Below are 19,337 nucleotides of genomic sequence, written 5' to 3' on the forward strand. Positions count from 1 at the left end.
GCTGTCAGTGGCGCGCCAGGCTCACCCGCGCGCCGGCGCCCTGCCGGTGCGCGCCGGGCGCGGGCGCGAACGCCAGGCCCGGATGGGTGCGCGCGAACAGGCCGGCGACGAAGCGCCGGGTATATCCCGCTCTGCCCAGGGCCGCGTTCAGGTGGCGCTCGGCGGCGTCGAGGTGGCGGTTCAGCTGCCGGCGCGCTTCCTCGTCGCCCACCGTGTTGACCAGGGTGGCCTTGCCGAGATCCTGGCCGGTGTCCTTGCCGGTGACGGCGCTGTCGTTGCCGGGGCCGTCCTGGAAGTCGTCGCGGATCTGGAAGGCGTGGCCCGCCGCCAGCGCGAAGGCGCGCAGCGACGCGGCCACGCAATCGTCGGTTTCGGCGATGATGGCGGCCATGTCGACCGCCACGCCCAGCAGCACGCCGGTCTTCAGCTCGTTCGTCACGGCGATCTCGTGCTCGGTCTGCCCGCCGCCGCGCAGGTCGAGGAACTGGCCCTTGACCAGGCCCTGGTCGCCGATCGTTTCCGACAGCCTCGCCACCAGGCGGGCGCGGATCGCGGGCGGGATTTCACGGGCGGAAGCAAGGATGCCGAAGGCGCGGCTGAGCAGGCCGATGGCGGCCAGGATCGCGACGTCTTCGCCGAACTGCACGTGGATGGTGGGCTTGCCGCGGCGGAGCATGGCGTTGTCCATGCACGGCATGTCGTCCAGAATCAGCGAAGCCGCATGCACCATCTCGACCGCGCAGGCGACGTCGAGCAGGGCCGGCGAATCGCAGCCGAGGTCGCGCGCTACCAGCATCAGCAGCAGCGGGCGCATGCGCTTGCCGGCACCGAGCGCGCCAGCGCGCATGGCACGCGTCAGGAGGTCGGCCTGGTCCGGACTCTCCGCCAGGAAGTGGCCGATGCGTTCTTCGAGCTGCCGGCGCAACAGTTCGAGCTCGCGGGGCGCGGCATCGTCCAGTTCGTTCATCCCGGTTCCGTCGAACCGCCGTGCCTGTGTGCTCATGCGCATCTCGCCAGATTTGATGAAATTGAGGCTCATGATACCGGAAAAGATGTTAAAAAATAATTAACTATGTCCAAACGTGCGCGCCCGCACGACACAATTGCGCAACACAGGGGCATCCTGCTCTGCCTGGCAACTTTGCTATGATTGGCTTTCCGCAAATAACCGGAAAGATGCAATGAAGTTGTTCGCCCTGGTTGCCCTGCTGTCCCTGTCCGCCTGCGCCGGCGCGCCGATCAAGGACGGTACCTATCCGCTGCAGCCGGGCCAGCACGTGGCCCTGTCCGGCAACACCACCCTCACTTACGACAGCTTCAGCGACAGCCGCTGCCCGGCCAATGCGCGCTGCGTCTGGGCCGGACGGTTGAGTTTCCAGTTCGTGCTGGACGGGCCGGACGGCCGCGAAGAATTCTCGCTCGGCCCGGACCAGCTGGCCGCCGCGCCCCGGTCGCTGCACGGCGCGCGCGTGGCGCTCGACCCCGGCGGCATTCCGCCCGCGCGCGGCAGCAGTACGAACCGCCCGGCTTACGTCATTCCGGTCACGCTCAAGATCACCTCATCCTCTACCCGCCCATGACCACTTCCGCGAAAGCGCTCGCCAGCGCCCTGATCCTGTCCATCGTCCTCGCGCCGCCGCTGGCGCTCGCGAAGACGCCCGTCGCCACCGGCACCGGAGGGGCGGTCGCCACCATCAGCGAAAAGGCGTCCGCCTCCGCCATCGCGATCCTCGACAAGGGCGGCAATGCGATCGATGCCGCGGTCGCGGCCGCCGCCACGCTGGGCGTGACCGACCCGTTCAGCTGCGGCATCGGCGGCGGCGGCTTCATGGTCATCTACCTGGCCAAGGACAAGCGCGTGATCACGATCGACCACCGCGAAACGGCGCCCTCGTCGTTCAGCCCGACCGTGTTCCAGGAAAACGGCAAGCCGGTCGACTTCGAGACCGCGGTCGCCAGCGGCGCCTCGGTCGGCGTGCCGGGCACGGTGCGCGGCTGGCACGAAGCCCTGCAGCGCTACGGCACCATGTCGTTCAGGCAGGTGCTGGCGCCGGCGATCGAGGTGGCGACCAGGGGCTTTCCCGTGAGTGAAACTTTTCATAAGTTAACGGCTGAAAATGAAAGGAAATTTCAGCTGTTTACGAGCACCAGCCGGCTCTACCTGAGGAACGGCAAGGCGGTCCCGGCCGGCACGACGCTGAAGAATCCGGACATGGCCAAGGCCTACCGCGAGATCGCGGCGCGCGGCTACAAAGCCTTTTACGAAGGACCGATGGCGCAGGCGATCGTCGGCGCCGTGAACCGCCCGCCGCTGGCCAGGGGCGCGGACGTGCGGCCCGGCACGATGAGCCTGGCCGACCTGGCCAACTACGAAGCGCGTATCCGCCAGCCGGTGCGTTCGACCTACCGCGGCTACGACATCTACGGCATGCCGCTGCCCAGCAGCGGCGGCATCGCGGTGGCCGAGGCCCTGAACATCCTCGAGGGCTACGACCTGAAGAGCATGCCGCGTCCGAACGTCGAGCACCTGTACCTGGAAGCCAGCCGCCTCGCCTTCGCCGACCGCAACGCCTACCTCGGCGACCCGGAATACGTCGACGCGCCGGTCGACGGCATGCTGTCCAAGCAGTTCGCGGCCCAGCGCCGTTCGCTGATCCGCCCGGACAAGGCGGCGGCCGTGGTTCCCGCCGGCGACGCCTTCCTGTACGAGAACGACCAGAGCTTCCCGCTGCGCCCGCGCCAGAACCTGATCCAGCAGGAAGGCACCCACACCACCCACCTGACCGTGTCGGACAAGGAGGGCAACGTGGTGTCCTACACCTTCACCATCGAATCCTGGGGCGGCAGCGGCATCGTGGTGCCGGGCTACGGCTTCCTGCTGAATAACGAGATGACGGACTTCGACTTCACCGGCCCGGCGCCGAACATCCCGGAAGCCGGCAAGCGTCCGCGCAGCAGCATGGCGCCGACCATCGTCATGAAGGACGGCAAACCGGCCTTCACCATCGGCAGCCCGGGCGGGGCGACCATCATCACCACGGTGCTGCAGACCATCGTCAACCACATCGATCTCGGCATGAGCATGGACAAGGCGATCGACGCGCCGCGCCTGTCGCAGCGCAACGCCAGGGAGACCTCGGTGGAGCCGGGCTTCGCCGGCACCCAGCAGGCGCGCGGACTGGAGACCTTCGGCCACAAATGGGAAACCAGCCCGGCGCCGGAAGAGATCGGCGCGGCGAATGCGATCGTGTTCAATCCGGATGGCACCGTGACGGCGGTCAGCGAAGGCCACCGCCATGGCGTGGGGACGGCGCTGGTGCAGAAGCGCGGGCACTGAGCTGCGTGAGAAAGCGTGAGAATTTCCGTGCGTTAACCTGCCACAATACCGATTACCTTTTGTGCATAAGCATTACTCATGTCTTTCCCTTGTAGCAGGCGGTCGCCATGAACCTGGCCGACGCCCCGATGGAATTCGATTCGCTGACCGGAGAGTTCGCCATGCCGGCGGACGAGGCTGCGTTCCTGCGCCATCGGCAATCGGCAACGCAGCGCCTGCTCGGCTTTACGCTGGTCTTTTGTACGCTGTTCTACGTGGCCTTTGCCGTCACCGACCTGGCCGCGCTCGGCTACGGGACGGATTTCCTGTCGCTGCTCGGCGCGCGCATGGTGGTGGCCGTCACCGCGGGCGCCTGCGCCTGGCTGGCTTACCGCAGGCGCCTGAGCGTGAGCGCGATGCGGATCGCGGCCTCGGTCGCGGAAGCCACGGCGCTGGGCTGCTTCATGTTCATCGCGATGCTGCGCCCGGCGGAGTTCCACTGGCACGCGATGTCGCTGGCGATCATGCTGATCGTCGTCTATCTCTACATTCCAAACAGTTTCGTCAACGCGATGGTGCTCGCCTTCGCATCGACCATCGGACTGCTGGTGCTCGCCTTGCGCCTGGCGCACATGACGCCCGCCGACGTCGTCACGATGAGCATGCTGCTGGTGCTGGCGAACGCCTTCGGCGCCCTGGCGGCGCGGCGCTTCAACCGCGCATCGCGCGAGGAATACCGGGCGCAGACGCAACTGCAGTACGCGGCGGAGCGCGACCACCTGACCGGCTGCTATAACCGGCGCTACCTGGTCGACCGGCTGATGCGCCCGCAAGCGGGCCTGTCCCTGCCCCGCAAGCGCAGCCTGACCGTGGTGCTGTGCGACATCGACAACTTCAAGCGCATCAACGACACCTATGGCCACGCCGACGGCGACGAGGTGATCCGCAGCTTTGCCAGGCTGCTCGACAGCATGACCCGCGACGGCACGGACAGCGTCATCCGCTACGGCGGCGAGGAATTCCTGGCGATCCTGCCCGACACCGGCCTCGAAGGCGGCATCCGGTTTGCCGAGCGGCTGCGCACGCAATTTGCGGCAACCGCCAGCCCTGCCGCCGACGGCCGCGGCACGGTGACCACGACCGCCAGTTTCGGCGTCGCCTCCGCCGAGCTGTCGGAGGACGGCGCCGGCCCGACGCTGCACGAGCTGATCTCGACCGCCGACAAGCTCATGTACGAAGCCAAGCGCGGCGGACGGGATTGCGTGCGGTCGATGCAGCTGGCCTGACCGTCAGTCGCAGTGCGGCGGGCCGCCTGCGTACTGGCCGTTATTGTATTGATCGAGTACCCCCAGTAGCCCTGCGTGTAGGCGCATCCCCCGCCGGTCTGGGCGCAGGGTTTCACCGTGCCGGTGTAGGTGAATTTCGTCTCGGGTCCCTTCGGCACCGTCGAGCCGGAGTGGTTCGTGATCGTGACGCTCGCCACATTGCGCACCGTTCCCGCTAAGCGCCCGCCGTCGACGCTGTACGGGAAGATGGTGGCGGTCTCCAGGGTCGTGCCGGCCGGAATCTCGGCATAGACGGGGATCGGCACGTTCAAGCCCAGCACCCAGTCGGTTCCGGTTTTGTACTCGATCCTGTCGCTGATCGCCAGGCCCGTGGTCGCAATCGCACCGTCGTTCCATACCGCGATATAACCCGAATAGCGCCAGGTGGTGGGAGAAACCTCGCAAATGTCGAGCGTCTTGTAAGCGGCAAGCGTCGTTCCATTAAGTGACAAACCGGCTTTCCATGAACAGGCTTTTATCCTCCATGAATGGTACGTTTGTCATGGCTGACTTGACGCGACCGGTTTCATGACCGGAAAAAAAAGACGGCTCCCGAAGGAGCCGTAAAAGGAACCCGGACGCCAAGCCGTCCGGGCCGGGAACACGCGGACGGAGACGATGTCCGCGTGGGAACTGCTAAAAACGGTATGCGCTTACAGGTGCGGCACGATCAGCGGCATCAGGTCGTCGAAAGTGCGGCCGCTGCCGTTTTCGCCGATCGCATGCATCTTCCATTCGCCGTTGTGGCGGTACAGCTTGGCCATGATCTGGGCCGTGTGCGAGCCCTGCACCGACAGGTCGTAGCGCGCGATCTCCTTGCCGTTGTTGGTGTCGAAGATGCGGCAGAACGCGTTCTGGACCGTCGAGAAGTTCTGGCCGGTGAAGCTGTTCACGGTGAACACCAGCGACTTCACCTGCGGCGGCACGGTGCGCAGGTCGACGATGATCTGCTCGTCGTCGCCATCGCCGGCGCCGGTGCGGTTGTCGCCGGTGTGCACAATGCTGCCGTCCTTGCTTTTCAGCTGGCGGAACCAGACCACGTCGACCGGACGGTTGGATTCGTCGAACAGGACCACCGAAGCGTCCAGGTCCACCGGCTGGCCCTGGCCGCCGCCGAAGCCGAAGAAGCCCTTGCTCTTGGCGACGTCCCAGCCCAGGCCCATCGTGACGCGCGACAGCGCGCCGCCGGCTTCCTTCTCGAGCGAGATCTTCTGCCCTTTTTGCAGGTTGACTGCCATGTCGCTACTCCTTTATGTGTGTGAGGTCCGCTCAGCGCGCCGGCGCCTGCATCCAGGCCTTGAAGGCGGCGCGGTTGCGCGAACAGACGTAAATCTTGCCGCGACCGGAAAAGCGCAGGACGATGCCCTCGCCGCTGGTCTGGCTGTTGATCAGGTTGCCCAGGAAGCCGCTGCTCTGGCCGGTCGTCATCGAAATCTCGTAGCGCAGGGTCGAATCCCAGGCCACCACGTGCGAGTTGTCGATGATCGCGTCCTTGCCCGGCTCGACTTCCAGCATGCTCATCGAACCGAAGCCCGACACCACCACCTCGCCGCTGCCCGAGGTCTCGGTGACGAAGAAGCCGCCGCTCTGCGCGAACAGGGCGTTGCCCAGGCTCTGGGTACGCACCTTCAGCTCCACGCCGGAACTGGCGGCGACGAAGGCGCCGTCGCTGATGATGTATTGCCTGCCGGGGCCGCAATCGACGACCTGCATCGCGCCCGGCAGGGTCGGCGACAGCAGGCAGTCGCCGTCGCCGCGGGTCGCCTCGATGTGCTGCTGGAAGAAGGACTCGCCGTTGGCGAAGGTGCGCATCAGCGCGCTGCCCAGGCCACCGCGCATCTTGCCCTTCAGGTCGAGCGTCGATTCCATCATCACCATCGCGTCGGATTCGCAGTAGATGGTTTCGCCGTGGCGCATGGACACGTGCAGGAAAGGATCGACATCACCGGTAACAGTAAACTTTGGCATTTGCTTGGCTTCCTTTTATTCTGGTCGCGCCCCGCCGCGGACGACGGCGGGGCGGCAAAACGATAATGCTTAGACGTTTACGCCGTAGTTCTTGGCGAGGGGGCCGAGGCCGCCGTTGAAGCCCTGGCCGACTGCGCGGAACTTCCAGTCCGCGCCGTTACGATATACCTCGCCGAAGATCATGGCCGATTCGGTAGAACCGTCCTCGGACAGGTCGTAGCGGGCGACTTCGCTGTCGTTGGCGGCGTTGACGCAGCGGATGAAGGCCTTGCCGATCATGCCGAAGTTCTGGCGGCGCACGTCGCCTTCGTGGATGGTCACGGCCAGCACCACGCGGTCGACGTCGGCCGGCACCTTGCTCAGGTCGATGTTGATGGTCTCGTCATCGCCCTCGCCGGCGCCGGTGCGGTTGTCGCCCGAGTGGGTCACCGAGCCGTCGGCCGACTTGGCGTTGTTGTAGAAGATGAAGTCGGCATCCGAGCGCACCTTGCCCGACTGGTTCAGCAGGAATGCGACACCGTCCAGGTCGAATGCGGCGCCATCGGTGGCGCGCACGTCCCAGCCCAGGCCCAGTTTCAGGCTGGTCAGGCCCGGTGCTTCTTTCGACAGGTTGACGTTACCGCCTTTTTGCAGACTGATAGCCATGTTGACTCTCCTTGTTTTGGTTGAACACCACGGGTAACACGTGCAGCGAACTGGTGTTCTGCCATTCGCCGCATGTTCTTTGCGGACCATGTTCGTGGGCTCGGGGAGCCCACCCTACCGCGATCCGTAGGGTGGGCACCCGTGCCCACGCCCCACATTCGTCATTTCACGTCCACTAATTCCTTGTGGCCCACGCCCATCGCTTCCATGCGCTTGCGGTAGCGGATCGAGCTCCACACCGAGGCGCCGATGAAGGCCACGCCAGCCAGGCCGGTCACCAGCTCGGGCACGTGGAACTTCATGCTCGCCAGCATGATCAGCGCCAGGATGCCGATCGCGTAGTGGGCGCCGTGCTCCAGGTAGACGAACTGGTCGAGCGTGCCCTTGTCCACCAGGTAGACGGTCAGCGAACGCACGAACATCGCACCGATCGCCAGGCCCAGCATGATGATCACGACGTCGTTGGTGATCGCGAAGGCGCCGATCACGCCGTCGAAGCTGAACGATGCATCCAGCACTTCCAGGTACAGGAAGCCGCCGATACCGCCGCGCTTGACCATGTCGCCGACCTCGCCGCCGCCCTCTTCCGACTTCTCGAGCAGGTTGCTGAGCACGTCGACGCCGACGTAGATCAGGATGCCCCACAGGCCCGACACCAGCACTACCATCTTCTGGGCTTCCGGCACCAGCGACAGGCTGGCCATCAGGGCGCCGATCGCGATCATCACGGCGATCGAGGACACCTTGCCGAGCGAACCCAGCTTCTCCTCGAAGTGGCCCAGCCAGTGGTGCTCCTTCTCTTCGTCGAACAGGAAGTTCAGGAAGACCAGCAGCAGGAACATGCCGCCGAAGGCCGCCACCTCGGCGTGGTGGTTGGTCAGGTGCATCGAGTACTCTTTCGGGTTCTCCAGCGCCATCTTCCAGACGTCGCCCATGCCCAGGTCGGCCGCCACCGCCACGATCACCAGCGGGAACAGCAGCCGCATGCCGAACACGGCGATGATGATGCCCACGCCCAGGAACAGCTTCTTCCAGAACTCGTCCCAGGTCTTCAGGACCGAGGCGTTGACCACCGCGTTGTCGAAGGACAGCGAGACTTCCATCACGGCCAGGATGGCGGCGACGCCGATCGCGGTCAGCGCGCCCGTCATGCCTGCGTGCTCGTATCCCCACCAGCCCGATGCGGCCAGGCACAGTGCGGTGACGATGAACGACACCCTGAAATGTTTCATCTTGGTTTTCCTCTTCTTGTGTTTCGTTGTTGATATGGCGCAGTGTAGAGGGGTGACGGGAAAGGAAAAAGCGAAGATAATGAGAGAATTACTTCGTTAAAACCTGAGTTATCGATCCGAACGATGAAAAGCGACCTGAATTTCCGCCACCTCTACTACTTCTGGGTAGTCGCCAAGGAAGGCGGCATCACGCGTGCCGCCGAGCGCCTGGGCCTGGCCGTGCAGACCGTCAGTTCCCAGCTGACCCTGCTGGAACAATCGCTGGGCAAGACCCTGTTCTCGCAGCAGGGCCGGCGCCTGGTGCTGACCGAGTCCGGGCGGGTGGCGATGAATTATGCGGACCAGATCTTCCTGCTGGGCCTGCAGATGCAGGAAGCGGTGAGCGAGGCCGACAGCGGGCGCATCCGGCTCTCGGTCGGCATCTCCGACTCGCTGCCCAAGCTGTCCGCCTACCGCATGCTGGAAGCGGCCATGCGCATCGACAAGCAGGTGCGCCTGGTCTGCTACGAAGACCAGTTCGAGGCCCTGCTGGCCGACCTCGCCCTGCACAAGCTGGACGTGGTGCTGACCGACCGCGAGGTACAGCCGGGCAGCGCGCTGAAGGTGTTCAGCCACCAACTGTTCGAAAGCGAGATGCTGGTGGTGGGCGCGCCGGAGCTGGCGGCCCAGTACGGAAAAGATTTCCCGGGGAATCTGAACGGCGCGCCGTTCCTGCTGCCGACGCGTAATAATGCCCTGCGTGGCAAGATCGACGAATGGTTCGTGCAGGCCAGCGTCAAGCCCGACGTGGTCGGCGAATTCGAAGACAACGCCCTGCTCAATACCTTCGGACGGCGCGGCCTGGGCCTGTTCTTCGCCCCGGCGGCGCTGGCGTCCGAGATCGCCGAACAGTTCGGTGCGGTACAAGTCGGCGCAGTCCCCGGCGTGCGCGAGCAGTTCTACGTGATTTCGAACGAACGCAAGATCAAGCACCCGGCGGTCGAGGCCATCCTCGGCGCCGCGCAAAAAGCGATGCCCGACGCCGCCTGAAGGCAGGGTTGCACGGTACCTGTACAATGCTTCGGCTGTGCTTGTTAACAAACTTACATCTGTATGGAAAATATATTGTTTGTCGTTCTGGCGCTGTTGCTGGTGGCGCTGAACGGCTTCTTCGTGGCGGCCGAGTTCGGCATCGTCACGCTGCGCAAGACCCGCGTGCGGGCGATTGCGAAAAGCGGCGGCCTGCAGGGCCGCATCCTCTACAAGGTCCATAGCCAGCTCGACGCCTACCTGTCCGCCTGCCAGCTCGGCATCACCCTCGCCTCGCTGGGCCTGGGCTGGGTCGGCGAACCCGCCTTCGCGCGCCTGCTCGAGCCGGTGTTCGCCCTGCTCGGCGTCACCAGCCCGCAACTGATCCACGGCGTATCGTTCGTGATCGCGTTCGGCGTGATCTCGTTCCTGCACATCGTGGTTGGCGAACTGGCGCCGAAATCGCTGGCGATCCGCATCCCGGAAGCGGTCGGCCTGTGGAGCGCGCTGCCGCTGTATGGCTTCTACTGGGCGATGTATCCGGCCATCTGGCTGCTGAACGCCAGCGCCAACATGGTGCTGCGCGTGGCCGGCCTGTCCGGCGCCGGCAGCCACGAGACCCATTACTCGAACGAAGAACTGAAGATGATCCTGCGTACGAACACCAGTACGACGGGCGAGAAGGAAAAGTTCACCCACGACGAGCGCCACATCCTGGCGCAGTCGCTGGAATTCGGCGAGCACTCGGTGGCGGACCTGATGCGCCCGATTAACGAGGTGAGCGCCCTGTACGCCAGCCGCAGCCTCGCGCAGAACCTCGACACGATGCGCCGCAACCGCTTCTCGCGCTACCCCTGGTTCGACGAGGAAGGCGAGGAAGTGCTGGGCGTGATCCACCTGAAGGACCTGTTCTTCGCCCAGCAGGGCGGCAAGGACGTGACCGACCTGACGGAATTCCTGCGCCCGGTCGAGACGATCTCGGCGCGCACCCCGGCCATCGAACTGTTCCGCCGCTTCCGCACCGGCGCGCCGCACTTCGCCCTGATCGGCGAAAAAGGCAAGCGCCCGGTCGGCTTCATCACGCTGGACAACCTGCTCGGCGCCATCGTCGGCGAGATCCGCGACGAGTTCCGTCTCAACGAAAACGACTGGATCAGGCAGGCCGACGGCACCTTCATCGGCAAGGCCAGTCTTCCGATCGTCTCGCTCGAACGCGTGCTCGGCATCGACATCGACAACGAAGCGATGGGCCTGGACGAAGTGGAATCGGTGGGCGGCCTCCTGATGGCCAAGCTGGGCGACATCCCCAAGCAGGGCCAGCGCATCGAATTCCCGCGCTTCGACGTGGTGGTCAAGAAGACCAACGGCCCGCGCATTTTGCTGGTGAAGGTGATCCCGCGCCTCGAGCGGGGCGCCGACGAGGACGAGCTGGACTGAACGTTCTTCCTGCCTCGCTGCAGTTCATCCCGCCCAGGCTGCAGCCTGTCGCATGGCGGACACCCGGACGTCCGCCTCCGCCTACAGTAGCGTATCGCCACTGTACGGAGCTCGCCATGCTGGAACTGCAGGACGTCACCAAAACCTTCGGCAAACAGGTCGTTGCGGTAGACGGCCTGTCGCTGCGCCTGGAGCCCGGTGTGGTCGGCCTGATCGGCCACAACGGCGCCGGCAAGACCACCCTGATGCAGATGATCGCCACGCTGACGCGGCCGACCGCCGGGCGCATCCTGTTCGATGGCGAGGACATCGCCGCCAGGCCCGAGGCGATCCGGCGCCGCCTGGGCTACCTGCCGCAGGACTTCGGCGTCTACCGCAACGTCTCGGCGCTCGAATTCATGCAGTACTTCGCGGCGCTGAAGGGCGTGCGCGACCCGGGCCGCATCCGCCGCCTGCTCGAACTGGTCAACCTGCACGACCAGGCCGGGCGCCAGGCCAGCACCTTCTCGGGCGGCATGCTGCGCCGCCTCGGCATCGCCCAGGCCCTGCTGAACGACCCGGACGTGCTGGTGGTCGACGAACCCACCGCCGGCCTCGATCCGGAAGAGCGGCTGCGCTTCCGCAACCTGCTGGCCGAGCTGGGTTTCAATAAACTCGTCATCATCTCGACCCATATCGTGTCCGACGTCGAAAGCATCGCCGGCCGGCTGGCGATCATGCGCAGCGGCCGCCTGGTCGCCTGCGACACGCCGGACGCCATCCTCGGCCGCGCGCGCGGCCAGGTGTGGTCCGCGAATGTCGACACCGACGAATACGAGCGCCTGCGCGCCACCACCCACGTGCTGCATGCGGCGCGCCAGGACGGACGGGTGCTGCTGCGCATCGCCCATCCGGACCTGCCCTGCCCCGGCGCCCAGCTGTCGGAACCGAGCCTGGAAGAAGCGCTGATGGCGCAGCGCTATTCGGTGAAGGAAGCGGCATGAACGGGCACGCCGTCCGCACGCTGGCGCTGCTCGAAGCGCGCGTGCGCCTGCGCCGCCTGTCGACGCTGGTGACCTTGCTGGTGGTCGTGGCGATCAGCTGGCTGGTGATCTCGGACCCGGCCGGCGGTCACACGCTGATCTCGGCCGGTAGTGCGCGCGTGCGCTATACCAGTTCCGCGCTGGCGCTCGGCAGCGCGTCGCAGGCGACCCTGTTGTTCGCGCTGGCCGGCTTTTACCTGCTGCGCGGGCGCATTGGCGAAGACCTGCGCAGCGGCCTGGGCGGCGTGATCGGCGCCAGCCAGGCCAGCAATGCCCTGTGCGTGATTGGACGCTGGTGCGGCGGCGTGCTGTACCTGGCGGCGCTGGTTGGCGCCTTCATGGCCACCGTGCTGGTCTGCCATGCCGTGCGTGGCGAGGGACCGATCGAGCCGCTGGTCTACCTGCAGACCTATGTGCTGGTGCTGGGGCCGATGGCGCTGTTCACCGCCAGCTGCGCCATGCTGTTCGACGGCTGGGCGCCGCTGATGGGCAAGCGCGGCGACCTGCTGTATTTCCTGCTCTGGGTCGGCCAGATGGCAATGCTGCCCGCCGTGACCGAAAGCGCGGGTCCGCCCTCCGCCATTCCGGTCGACTTCAGCGGCATGAGCGCCATCGTCACTGCGTTTTCAAAGCATCTGGACATCCACAAGATCATGCTCGGGATCGGCGATTTCGACCCGAAGCTGGCGCCGATCACGCTGCCGTCCTGGATGTGGGACGGCGCAACGGTGGCGATCCGCTGCATCACGGCGCTGCTGGCCTGCCTGCCGCTGCTGCTCGCGGTGCGCCTGTTCCACCGCTATTCACCCGACCACGTCAAGCCGGCACGGTCGCGCGCGCGCCGCTCGCCGCTGGCCCTGCTCAACGGCTGGCTGCGGCCGCTGGCGCGGCTGGCGCAACCGCTGTTTGCCCTCTCCACGCGGCTGCCCGGGATCGCCGGCCAGGCCCTGGCCGACGTCGCCCTCACGCTTGCTTCGGCCCCGGCCGCGATCGCCCTGCTGCTGCTGGCGCAGATACTGGCGCTGGCGCTCGACGTGCATGCGCTGGCGCCGCTCGCATTGGCCTGCGTGGCCTGCTGGGGCGTGCTGGCGAGCGACCTGCCGACGCGCGACGGCGACGCCGGCTGCGCCCTGCTCGGCGCCGCGGTCTCCGGCGGCAGTGCGCGGCGCTACTGGCGCCAGCTGGCCGCGTCCCTGTTGCTGGGCCTGATGTTCACCGGCGCGGCGATGCTGCGCCTGGCCACATCCGACCCGCTGCGCGCGGCCGCCCTGCTGGCCGGCGTGTGCGCCCTGGCCGCCCTGGCCAGCCTGCTCGGCCGCACCAGCGCCACGGGACGGACCTTCCTGGTGCTGTTCCTGCTCGGGCTGTATATCGGCATCCAGGTCAATAACGTGCCGCTGGCCGACATGGTCGGCTTCCACGGCACGGCGACCCCGGCTTCCGTGCTGGCCTGGCTGGGTGTGGGGATGGCGGCCGCGTGGGGCGGGCATCTGTGGAACCGGATTCATTCTGACAAAAGGAGATGATCGAATGCTGCAACGAGTGACTGGCCTGCTGGCCACCGCCGCCCTGCTGTGCGCCGCGGGCGCGCACGCGCAGGAATCCGCAGGGACCTTCGACCCCAGCAGGCTGAAGGGGCCTGCGAAGGGCGTGCCGAATGAAGTGATGGTGCTCGGCACCGCCCACCTGAAGTACCTGCCGGCCAGCTTCCAGCCGGCCAGCCTCAGGCTCCTGCACGAACGCCTGCTGGCCTGGAAGCCGCGCATCATCGCCATCGAGAACCTGTCCGGCACGCAGTGCGCATTCATGCGCCAGTACCCGCAGCGCTACAAGGATTCGATCGAATCCTATTGTGCGTGGGACCCGGCGCCGGCCCGCGCGGCCACCGGCCTCGACGTGCCGGCCGCGACGGCCGAAATCGACCGGCTGCTGGCAAGCTGGCCCGCGGCCCCGACGCCGGCCCAGCGCCGCCGCCTTGCCGCCGTGTTCCTCGCCGGCGGCGAACCGGTATCGGCGCTGGTGCAGTGGCTGCGCCTGCCGGAAGCGGAACGCCGCGCCGGCGACGGCCTCGACGCCACCCTGGTCGCGGCGCTGCAAAAACGGCTCGTCGGACGCGGTGGGCGCGGCGAGGACACGCTGATCGCCGCGCCGCTGGCGGCCGCACTGGGCCTCGAACGCGTGATTGCGATGGACGACCACACGGCCGATGCGCCGGACGCCGACCCGAAGGCATCCGGCGAGGCCATCGCGAAGGCCTGGGACAATCCCGCGGTCGCCAGGCGCAAGCAGATGGACGAGCGTCTGCACGCGCATGTCGGCGATGCCGAAGGCGTCATGGCGCTGTACCGCGCCATCAACGATCCCTCGCAGGCCCGGCTCATCTTCGACAGCGACTTCGGCGCCGCGCTCGAAGAGCCCTCGCCGCAGCAGTTCGGCCGCGGCTATGTGGGCTACTGGGAGACGCGCAACCTGCGCATGGCCGCCAACATCCGCGAAGCCATCGGCTTCCTCCCCGGCAGCCGCACGCTGGTCATCGTCGGCTCTTCGCACAAGTGGTACCTGGAGGATTACCTGAACCGGATGCACGACGTGCGCATCGTCCCGGTCACGCAGGTGCTGCGCTGACGGCCGCCTCACCGTTCATCGCATGCCATGCACGGGTCGGCGCATTCCAGTGGACCGCCGGCCCGCCTCCCTCTACCTTGGAAGCTTTCCTGCTCCCGAGGTTCCCATGCGCCTGCTCCTCTCCTTCCTTCTCTTCGTCCTCCTTTGCCTGACCGGCCCGGCCCGCGCCGCGGACAGCCATGAAGCCGACGTGGCGGCGATCCGCCAGGTCGTCGAGCAGTTCAAGGCCGCCATCATCGCCCGCGACGGCAAGACCCTCGGCAGCCTGTTCGTGCAGGACCATGACAGCTGGCTCTCGGTGGCCGACGCCGATACCTGGGCCGCGGTCAAGACCCGCAATCCGCAGGCGCGCAAGGTCCTTCCCGGCAGCTGGAAGAAGTTCGCCGAGTTCGTACAGACCGCTCCCGGGCCGATCGAGGAACGCTTCTACAACGTGCGCATCGACAGCAACGGCACGGTGGCCTCGGTCTGGTTCGATTTCGACTTCCTCATCGACGGCAAGGTGGGCAACCGCGGCAGCGAAAGCTGGCAGCTGGTGCGCGCGGAAGATGGCTGGAAAATCAGCTCGATGCTGTATTCGATGGGCCATTAAGTCGTTAGAATTGTAATAATGAAAGTCGAAACGCCCCTGCTCGTCCCGGTGCTCGCCGCCCTGCTGCCCTGCGTCTGCATGGCGATCCTCGGGCTGCCATCCTTCGGCCACGGGTATTCGGCCGCCTTCCGGACACTGTTCTTCGTCGCCTGCCTGGCCTGGCTGGTGCCGCTGACGCTGTTGCAGCGTGCGGGATGGCGCCGCGAATGGCACTGGCTGCCGACGGCACTGCTGCTGCTGGCGGTGACGTATGCGATGTCGGTCTTCAATGCCCTGCTCGGCCAGCGCCTCGCCATCGAACTCGGCCTGGAGACCGGCTACCAATGGCGCGATCTGTTCCGCGGCCTGGACAGCTGCTGGCTCGCGCTCACCTCCTTTTGCGCGATGCACGCGGTAGCGGTCTACTACCTGTCGCTGCAGCGCACGCAGCTGCATCTCGCGCAGGCGCAGGCGGCCGCGCGCGACGCCGAACTGCGCGCCCTGCGCCTGCAGGTCAATCCGCATTTCCTGTTCAACTCCCTGAACGCGGTCTCGGCGCTGGTGTCGGCCCAGGCCAACCGCGAAGCCAACCGCATGCTCGGCTGCCTCGCCGACTTCCTGCGCGCCACGCTCGCCCACGACGGCCGCCACGAACACACGCTGGCCGAGGAACTCGCCCTCACCGAAGCCTACCTCGAGATCGAAAAGGCGCGCCTCGGCGAACGCCTGCGCCTGACCATGAAGGCGGGGCCGGACCTGCTGGACAGCGCCGTGCCCTACCTGATGCTGCAGCCGCTGGTCGAGAACGCGGTCCGGCACGGCATCGCGCCCCTCAGTACGCCCGGCCGCCTCGACATCCGCGTCGAGCGCGACGGCGCGCGCCTGCTGGTCGAGGTGCACAACGACGGGCGCAGGCCGGCGCAGGCCGGCGATGGCATCGGCCTGGCCAATGTCGCCGGGCGCCTGCGCCACCTGTACGGCGCCGAGCAGCAGCTCGATGCCGGCTGGCGCGCCGACGGCCGCTACGGCGTGCGCCTCGCCCTGCCCCTGCGCCCCATGGAGACGGCATGAGCACACCGATGCGGGTGGCGATCGTCGACGACGAGCCACTGGCCCGGCTCGCGGTCAGGGCCCGGCTGGCGCGCCGCGCCGACGTCGAGGTGGTCGCGGAATGGGGCGATGGCGACAGCGCCGCCACCGGCATCGCGTCGCTGTGCCCGGACCTCGTGTTCATGGATGTCGAGATGCCCGGCAAAAGCGGGCTCGAAGTACTGGCCGCGCTGCCGCCGCGCGAGCGGCCGATGGCGATCCTGCTGACCGCCTACGACTGCTTCGCCCTGCGCGCCTTCGACCTGGCCGCCCTCGACTACCTGCTCAAGCCGGTCGACGACGAGCGCCTGGACGAAGCCGTGGAGCGCGCGCTGACGGCGCTTCCTTACCGCCGCCGCGACGCCGGCTCGCCGGCGCCTGCGCCGACGCCGGTGGAATGGACGCGCAGCTTCGCGGTGCGCGCCGGCACGCGCACGGTGCTGGTCCAGGCCGCGGAGGTCGAACGCATCGAGGCCGACGGCGACTACGCGACCCTGCACGCCGGCGGCAAGACCTGGCTGGTGCGCGAACGCCTGCACACCCTGGCCACCCGGCTCGACCCGCAGCAGTTTCAGCGCGTGCACCGCTCGGCGATCGTGCGGCTGGATATGGTGGCCGAACTACGCGCCCTCACCAACCGCGACGCCCTGCTGCGCCTGCGCGACGGCAGCCTGCTGCGCGCCAGCCGCACCTACATGCGGGCGCTGAACGAGGCGCTCGCGCGCCACGGCGCCGCTTCCACCACCACTATTTAGCCAAGGACTGCATGATCCCCGCTGTTTCCTCCACTCGCCTGGCGGGACTGGACCTCCTGCGCGCCGCCGCCATCCTGCTGGTGCTGATGTCCCACTACAACGGCTTCGTCAACCAGGGGCCGACCTTCGGCTTCATCGGCGAAATCGGCTGGGCAGGGGTCGACCTGTTCTTCGTCCTGAGCGGCTACCTGATCGGCAACCAGCTCCTGGCGCCGGCGGCGCGCGGCGAAAGCCTGTCGCTGAAGACCTTCTTCGCGCGACGCCTGTTGCGCACGCTGCCGAACTACTACGTGGTGCTGGCCGTCTACCTGCTGCTGCCGCACAGCCCGATCTGGGGCAAGACCATGGCGCCGGTCTGGCGTTATCTCACCTTCACCCAGAACTTCGGCCTGCGTTATGGCGAGACCTTCACGCATTCGTGGTCGCTGTGCATCGAGGAGCAGTTCTACCTGGTGCTGCCGCTGGCGGTGCTGGCGCTGGTGCGCCGGGGCGGTTCGCCGCGCCTGCTGTGGTGCGCGATCCTGGCGGCCATCGCGGCCGGCATGGCAGGGCGCGCCATGGCTTACATGAACGGCCAGGAAGCCTTCGCGGCGCCGGTGTACTACGCCACCTTCGCCCGCTTCGACGAGCTGCTGCCGGGCGTGGCGATCGCGCTGCTGAAGAACTTCCATCCTGGCTTGTTCGGACGCTTCCTGCGCCACGGGAACGCGCTGCTGGCGGCCGGCCTCGGCATGGCGGCGGCGGTGCTGTACGGCGTGACGAGCGAGGCGCCGAACGCCTTCCTGGCATCCACCTTCGGCTTCTCGCTGGTGGCCATGAGCTTCGCGCTGCTGACCTGCGCGGCGCTCAGCCCGGACTGCCTGCTCAACCGCCTGCGCGTGCCCGGCGCGGCCAGCCTGGCGCTGTGGTCGTATGCAGTCTACCTGGTGCACAAGCCGGTGTTCATGGCGCTGCGGCCGGAGCTGGTCCGCAGGGGCATCGATACCGGCGCGCCGCTGACCATCGCGGCGGTGATGGCGGCCGGCGTGTTCGGTGGCTGGCTGCTGTACCGGCTGGTCGAGACGCCGTTCATGCGGCTGCGGGCGCGGTGGTTTCCGGCAGAATCGGAAGCCGCCCCCGAAGCAGCCGAGGCGGATGCCGGCGAATCAGGATCGACCCTGCTTACTGCACCGACGGTGCGCTGAAGGCGGTCCGGCAGATCCGGGCTGCCTGCCATCCCAGCCAGGCGGCGTTGGTCCAGAAGAAGACATACGGCAAAGCGGCGACGGCCATGCCGGCCGTGCCCGTGCAGAACGACAGCAGGATCGTAAGCGCGCCGCAGAACGAGGCGAGCACGAACGCCGCCCCATGCTGCGCGGCCGTTTCCGATGTGCCGGCCGCGAAGCCGATCAGCAGGGCGATCGCGAGGCAGATGGCGATGGTGGCGACCGAAGCAATCCCGGAAAAGCCATGGTACAGGCGGGCAAGGACGACGACTGTCGCCAGGTATCCACCCAGGAAGACGGTAAGTTGACGCAATTTCATTGGAAGATCTGGCAAGTGATGGCATCGCCGATTAACGCGCGCGACGATACGTAACTGCCCAAGTATACATGCGCTTAGGAAAATCTGCTGGGGCTGACATTTGGATAGAGGAGCGAAGCAATTTTCCTGAATGCTTAGCAGGCGCCCACACTGTGAAGATTGTCGGTGCCGACGTGGACGAACAGGGATGTCGGAACGCCGTCCGCGGCTAAGGGCCGCTTCTGGCCGGATGGGGTCCCTCTGCCAAGTCCAATTACGCCCCTAAGCGGACGGTCGAATAGTGGCCAATCGTGGTTGTGCATTGATGAATAGCACCAGATCACGAACCGTATTTATCTTTCCGTAGAAAGGGTTGTTTTCGGTCTCATTGAGCGAGTGTCCAGACCGCGCGGCAATGCCCACCAACAAGTCCTCGATGTCGTCGGAGTCCATGTGCAAGTCGTCTAGGAGTAAGTCCGACGCACGCACGGGGAACGCCGGTATGTATGACTTCATCAGTTGCTGGATCTCCTGATGTGCTGCACGAATGACCCAAGTATCCACATGCCTAGTCGAGAAGCTTCGTGCAAAGGTACATATCGATTCCTCATCACGAGTGGTGCACATCCCTTCAAATCTGCGCTTTTCCCGTCTGTTGATGACGCTCACGTAAAAACAGAACGCAAGGATCAGAAAGGCTGTAATGCACCGGGCCATGCTCGACAAGGAATAGACAAAATACCCGAACCCAACCAATAAAGCTCCCAGCAGCCATACCTACGAGATGGCCTTTTCGCTACGAGGTGGAATGAGTCTTGATGGAGAACGCATAATTTTCACC

At 66.3% G+C, this 19,337-nt stretch carries 19 protein-coding genes; 13 read left to right on the forward strand and 6 right to left on the reverse strand.

Features of this window, described 5'->3' with window-relative positions:
* Positions 1-4: 4 nt before the first annotated feature.
* Entirely contained in the window at positions 5-1,003 is a 999-nt protein-coding gene (locus tag AC3A6M_RS06985; RefSeq protein WP_487852001.1) for a polyprenyl synthetase family protein, read from the reverse strand.
* Positions 1,004-1,181: 178 nt separating this feature from the next.
* Between AC3A6M_RS06985 and AC3A6M_RS06990 the strand changes: the two genes are divergently transcribed.
* The 4 genes from AC3A6M_RS06990 to AC3A6M_RS07005 all read left to right on the forward strand — a co-directional run bounded on the left by AC3A6M_RS06990 (position 1,182) and on the right by AC3A6M_RS07005 (position 4,893).
* Entirely contained in the window at positions 1,182-1,580 is a 399-nt protein-coding gene (locus tag AC3A6M_RS06990; protein WP_487852002.1) for a hypothetical protein, read from the forward strand.
* Positions 1,577-3,337: a gamma-glutamyltransferase gene (gene ggt, locus AC3A6M_RS06995; RefSeq protein WP_487852003.1), complete on the forward strand. Its 1,761-nt coding sequence runs from the start codon at positions 1,577-1,579 to the stop codon at positions 3,335-3,337. The genes AC3A6M_RS06990 and ggt overlap by 4 nt, the downstream gene beginning before the upstream one ends.
* Positions 3,338-3,444: 107 nt before the next feature.
* A complete protein-coding gene (locus tag AC3A6M_RS07000) occupies positions 3,445-4,602 on the forward strand; it encodes a GGDEF domain-containing protein (protein ID WP_487852004.1) in 1,158 nt (385 codons plus the stop codon).
* A gap of 129 nt (positions 4,603-4,731) precedes the next feature.
* Positions 4,732-4,893: a hypothetical protein gene (locus tag AC3A6M_RS07005; protein WP_487852005.1), complete on the forward strand. Its 162-nt coding sequence runs from the start codon at positions 4,732-4,734 to the stop codon at positions 4,891-4,893.
* A 401-nt stretch (positions 4,894-5,294) separates the two neighbouring features.
* Here the strand turns inward: AC3A6M_RS07005 and AC3A6M_RS07010 are convergent, their stop codons facing one another.
* From AC3A6M_RS07010 to AC3A6M_RS07025, 4 genes are all read right to left on the reverse strand, one after another.
* Positions 5,295-5,879: a TerD family protein gene (locus tag AC3A6M_RS07010; RefSeq protein WP_487852006.1), complete on the reverse strand. Its 585-nt coding sequence runs from the start codon at positions 5,877-5,879 to the stop codon at positions 5,295-5,297.
* Between the two features lie 31 nt (positions 5,880-5,910).
* Positions 5,911-6,609, reverse strand: a complete 699-nt coding sequence (locus AC3A6M_RS07015; RefSeq protein ID WP_487852007.1) for a TIGR00266 family protein — start codon at positions 6,607-6,609, stop codon at positions 5,911-5,913.
* Between the two features lie 69 nt (positions 6,610-6,678).
* On the reverse strand, positions 6,679-7,254 hold the full coding sequence (locus AC3A6M_RS07020; RefSeq protein ID WP_487852008.1) for a TerD family protein: 576 nt from the start codon (positions 7,252-7,254) through the stop codon (positions 6,679-6,681).
* A gap of 161 nt (positions 7,255-7,415) precedes the next feature.
* On the reverse strand, positions 7,416-8,486 hold the full coding sequence (locus tag AC3A6M_RS07025) for a DUF475 domain-containing protein (RefSeq protein WP_487852009.1): 1,071 nt from the start codon (positions 8,484-8,486) through the stop codon (positions 7,416-7,418).
* A gap of 123 nt (positions 8,487-8,609) precedes the next feature.
* Between AC3A6M_RS07025 and nhaR the strand changes: the two genes are divergently transcribed.
* The 9 genes from nhaR to AC3A6M_RS07070 all read left to right on the forward strand — a co-directional run bounded on the left by nhaR (position 8,610) and on the right by AC3A6M_RS07070 (position 18,177).
* Positions 8,610-9,515, forward strand: a complete 906-nt coding sequence (gene nhaR / locus AC3A6M_RS07030) for a transcriptional activator NhaR (protein ID WP_487852010.1) — start codon at positions 8,610-8,612, stop codon at positions 9,513-9,515.
* Positions 9,516-9,578: 63 nt separating this feature from the next.
* Entirely contained in the window at positions 9,579-10,931 is a 1,353-nt protein-coding gene (locus AC3A6M_RS07035) for a hemolysin family protein (protein ID WP_487852011.1), read from the forward strand.
* A 116-nt stretch (positions 10,932-11,047) separates the two neighbouring features.
* The gene (locus tag AC3A6M_RS07040; protein ID WP_487852012.1) at positions 11,048-11,914 is read left to right on the forward strand and encodes an ABC transporter ATP-binding protein; all 867 of its coding nucleotides are present in this window, start codon (positions 11,048-11,050) and stop codon (positions 11,912-11,914) included.
* Entirely contained in the window at positions 11,911-13,479 is a 1,569-nt protein-coding gene (locus tag AC3A6M_RS07045) for a hypothetical protein (protein ID WP_487852013.1), read from the forward strand. The genes AC3A6M_RS07040 and AC3A6M_RS07045 overlap by 4 nt, the downstream gene beginning before the upstream one ends.
* Positions 13,480-13,483: 4 nt before the next feature.
* Positions 13,484-14,578, forward strand: coding sequence for a DUF5694 domain-containing protein (locus AC3A6M_RS07050; protein ID WP_487852014.1), 1,095 nt, complete (start codon positions 13,484-13,486; stop codon positions 14,576-14,578).
* A gap of 106 nt (positions 14,579-14,684) precedes the next feature.
* Positions 14,685-15,170 carry a nuclear transport factor 2 family protein gene (locus tag AC3A6M_RS07055; protein WP_487852015.1) on the forward strand — a complete coding sequence of 162 codons (486 nt, stop codon included), beginning with the start codon at positions 14,685-14,687 and terminating at the stop codon, positions 15,168-15,170.
* Positions 15,171-15,188: 18 nt separating this feature from the next.
* Positions 15,189-16,220: a sensor histidine kinase gene (locus AC3A6M_RS07060; RefSeq protein ID WP_487852016.1), complete on the forward strand. Its 1,032-nt coding sequence runs from the start codon at positions 15,189-15,191 to the stop codon at positions 16,218-16,220.
* Positions 16,217-16,993 (forward strand): LytR/AlgR family response regulator transcription factor, encoded by a 777-nt coding sequence (locus AC3A6M_RS07065; RefSeq protein WP_487852017.1) that lies wholly within the window; start codon positions 16,217-16,219, stop codon positions 16,991-16,993. The genes AC3A6M_RS07060 and AC3A6M_RS07065 overlap by 4 nt, the downstream gene beginning before the upstream one ends.
* A gap of 11 nt (positions 16,994-17,004) precedes the next feature.
* Positions 17,005-18,177: an acyltransferase family protein gene (locus AC3A6M_RS07070; protein WP_487852018.1), complete on the forward strand. Its 1,173-nt coding sequence runs from the start codon at positions 17,005-17,007 to the stop codon at positions 18,175-18,177.
* On the opposite strand, the gene AC3A6M_RS07075 is transcribed toward AC3A6M_RS07070, so the two are convergent.
* Complete coding sequence (locus AC3A6M_RS07075; protein WP_487852019.1) at positions 18,155-18,517, reverse strand: hypothetical protein; 363 nt, start codon at positions 18,515-18,517, stop codon at positions 18,155-18,157. The genes AC3A6M_RS07070 and AC3A6M_RS07075 overlap by 23 nt on opposite strands.
* Between the last annotated feature and the right edge of the window lie 820 nt (positions 18,518-19,337).

The organism is Telluria sp. Soil_C_11 (assembly GCF_057657395.1).

What these genes read in the sequence shown, in the direction of transcription:
- AC3A6M_RS06990 (WP_487852002.1), top strand. Translation starts at nt 1,182, where the DNA reads ATGAAGTTGTTCGCCCTGGTTGCCCTGCTGTCCCTGTCCGCCTGCGCC.
- ggt (WP_487852003.1), top strand. Translation starts at nt 1,577, where the DNA reads ATGACCACTTCCGCGAAAGCGCTCGCCAGCGCCCTGATCCTGTCCATC.
- AC3A6M_RS07045 (WP_487852013.1), top strand. Translation starts at nt 11,911, where the DNA reads ATGAACGGGCACGCCGTCCGCACGCTGGCGCTGCTCGAAGCGCGCGTG.
- AC3A6M_RS07000 (WP_487852004.1), top strand. Translation starts at nt 3,445, where the DNA reads ATGAACCTGGCCGACGCCCCGATGGAATTCGATTCGCTGACCGGAGAG.
- nhaR (WP_487852010.1), top strand. Translation starts at nt 8,610, where the DNA reads ATGAAAAGCGACCTGAATTTCCGCCACCTCTACTACTTCTGGGTAGTC.
- AC3A6M_RS07035 (WP_487852011.1), top strand. Translation starts at nt 9,579, where the DNA reads ATGGAAAATATATTGTTTGTCGTTCTGGCGCTGTTGCTGGTGGCGCTG.
- AC3A6M_RS07060 (WP_487852016.1), top strand. Translation starts at nt 15,189, where the DNA reads ATGAAAGTCGAAACGCCCCTGCTCGTCCCGGTGCTCGCCGCCCTGCTG.
- AC3A6M_RS07020 (WP_487852008.1), bottom strand. Translation starts at nt 7,254, where the DNA reads ATGGCTATCAGTCTGCAAAAAGGCGGTAACGTCAACCTGTCGAAAGAA.
- AC3A6M_RS06985 (WP_487852001.1), bottom strand. Translation starts at nt 1,003, where the DNA reads ATGAGCACACAGGCACGGCGGTTCGACGGAACCGGGATGAACGAACTG.
- AC3A6M_RS07065 (WP_487852017.1), top strand. Translation starts at nt 16,217, where the DNA reads ATGAGCACACCGATGCGGGTGGCGATCGTCGACGACGAGCCACTGGCC.
- AC3A6M_RS07070 (WP_487852018.1), top strand. Translation starts at nt 17,005, where the DNA reads ATGATCCCCGCTGTTTCCTCCACTCGCCTGGCGGGACTGGACCTCCTG.
- AC3A6M_RS07050 (WP_487852014.1), top strand. Translation starts at nt 13,484, where the DNA reads ATGCTGCAACGAGTGACTGGCCTGCTGGCCACCGCCGCCCTGCTGTGC.
- AC3A6M_RS07010 (WP_487852006.1), bottom strand. Translation starts at nt 5,879, where the DNA reads ATGGCAGTCAACCTGCAAAAAGGGCAGAAGATCTCGCTCGAGAAGGAA.
- AC3A6M_RS07055 (WP_487852015.1), top strand. Translation starts at nt 14,685, where the DNA reads ATGCGCCTGCTCCTCTCCTTCCTTCTCTTCGTCCTCCTTTGCCTGACC.
- AC3A6M_RS07075 (WP_487852019.1), bottom strand. Translation starts at nt 18,517, where the DNA reads ATGAAATTGCGTCAACTTACCGTCTTCCTGGGTGGATACCTGGCGACA.
- AC3A6M_RS07025 (WP_487852009.1), bottom strand. Translation starts at nt 8,486, where the DNA reads ATGAAACATTTCAGGGTGTCGTTCATCGTCACCGCACTGTGCCTGGCC.
- AC3A6M_RS07015 (WP_487852007.1), bottom strand. Translation starts at nt 6,609, where the DNA reads ATGCCAAAGTTTACTGTTACCGGTGATGTCGATCCTTTCCTGCACGTG.
- AC3A6M_RS07040 (WP_487852012.1), top strand. Translation starts at nt 11,048, where the DNA reads ATGCTGGAACTGCAGGACGTCACCAAAACCTTCGGCAAACAGGTCGTT.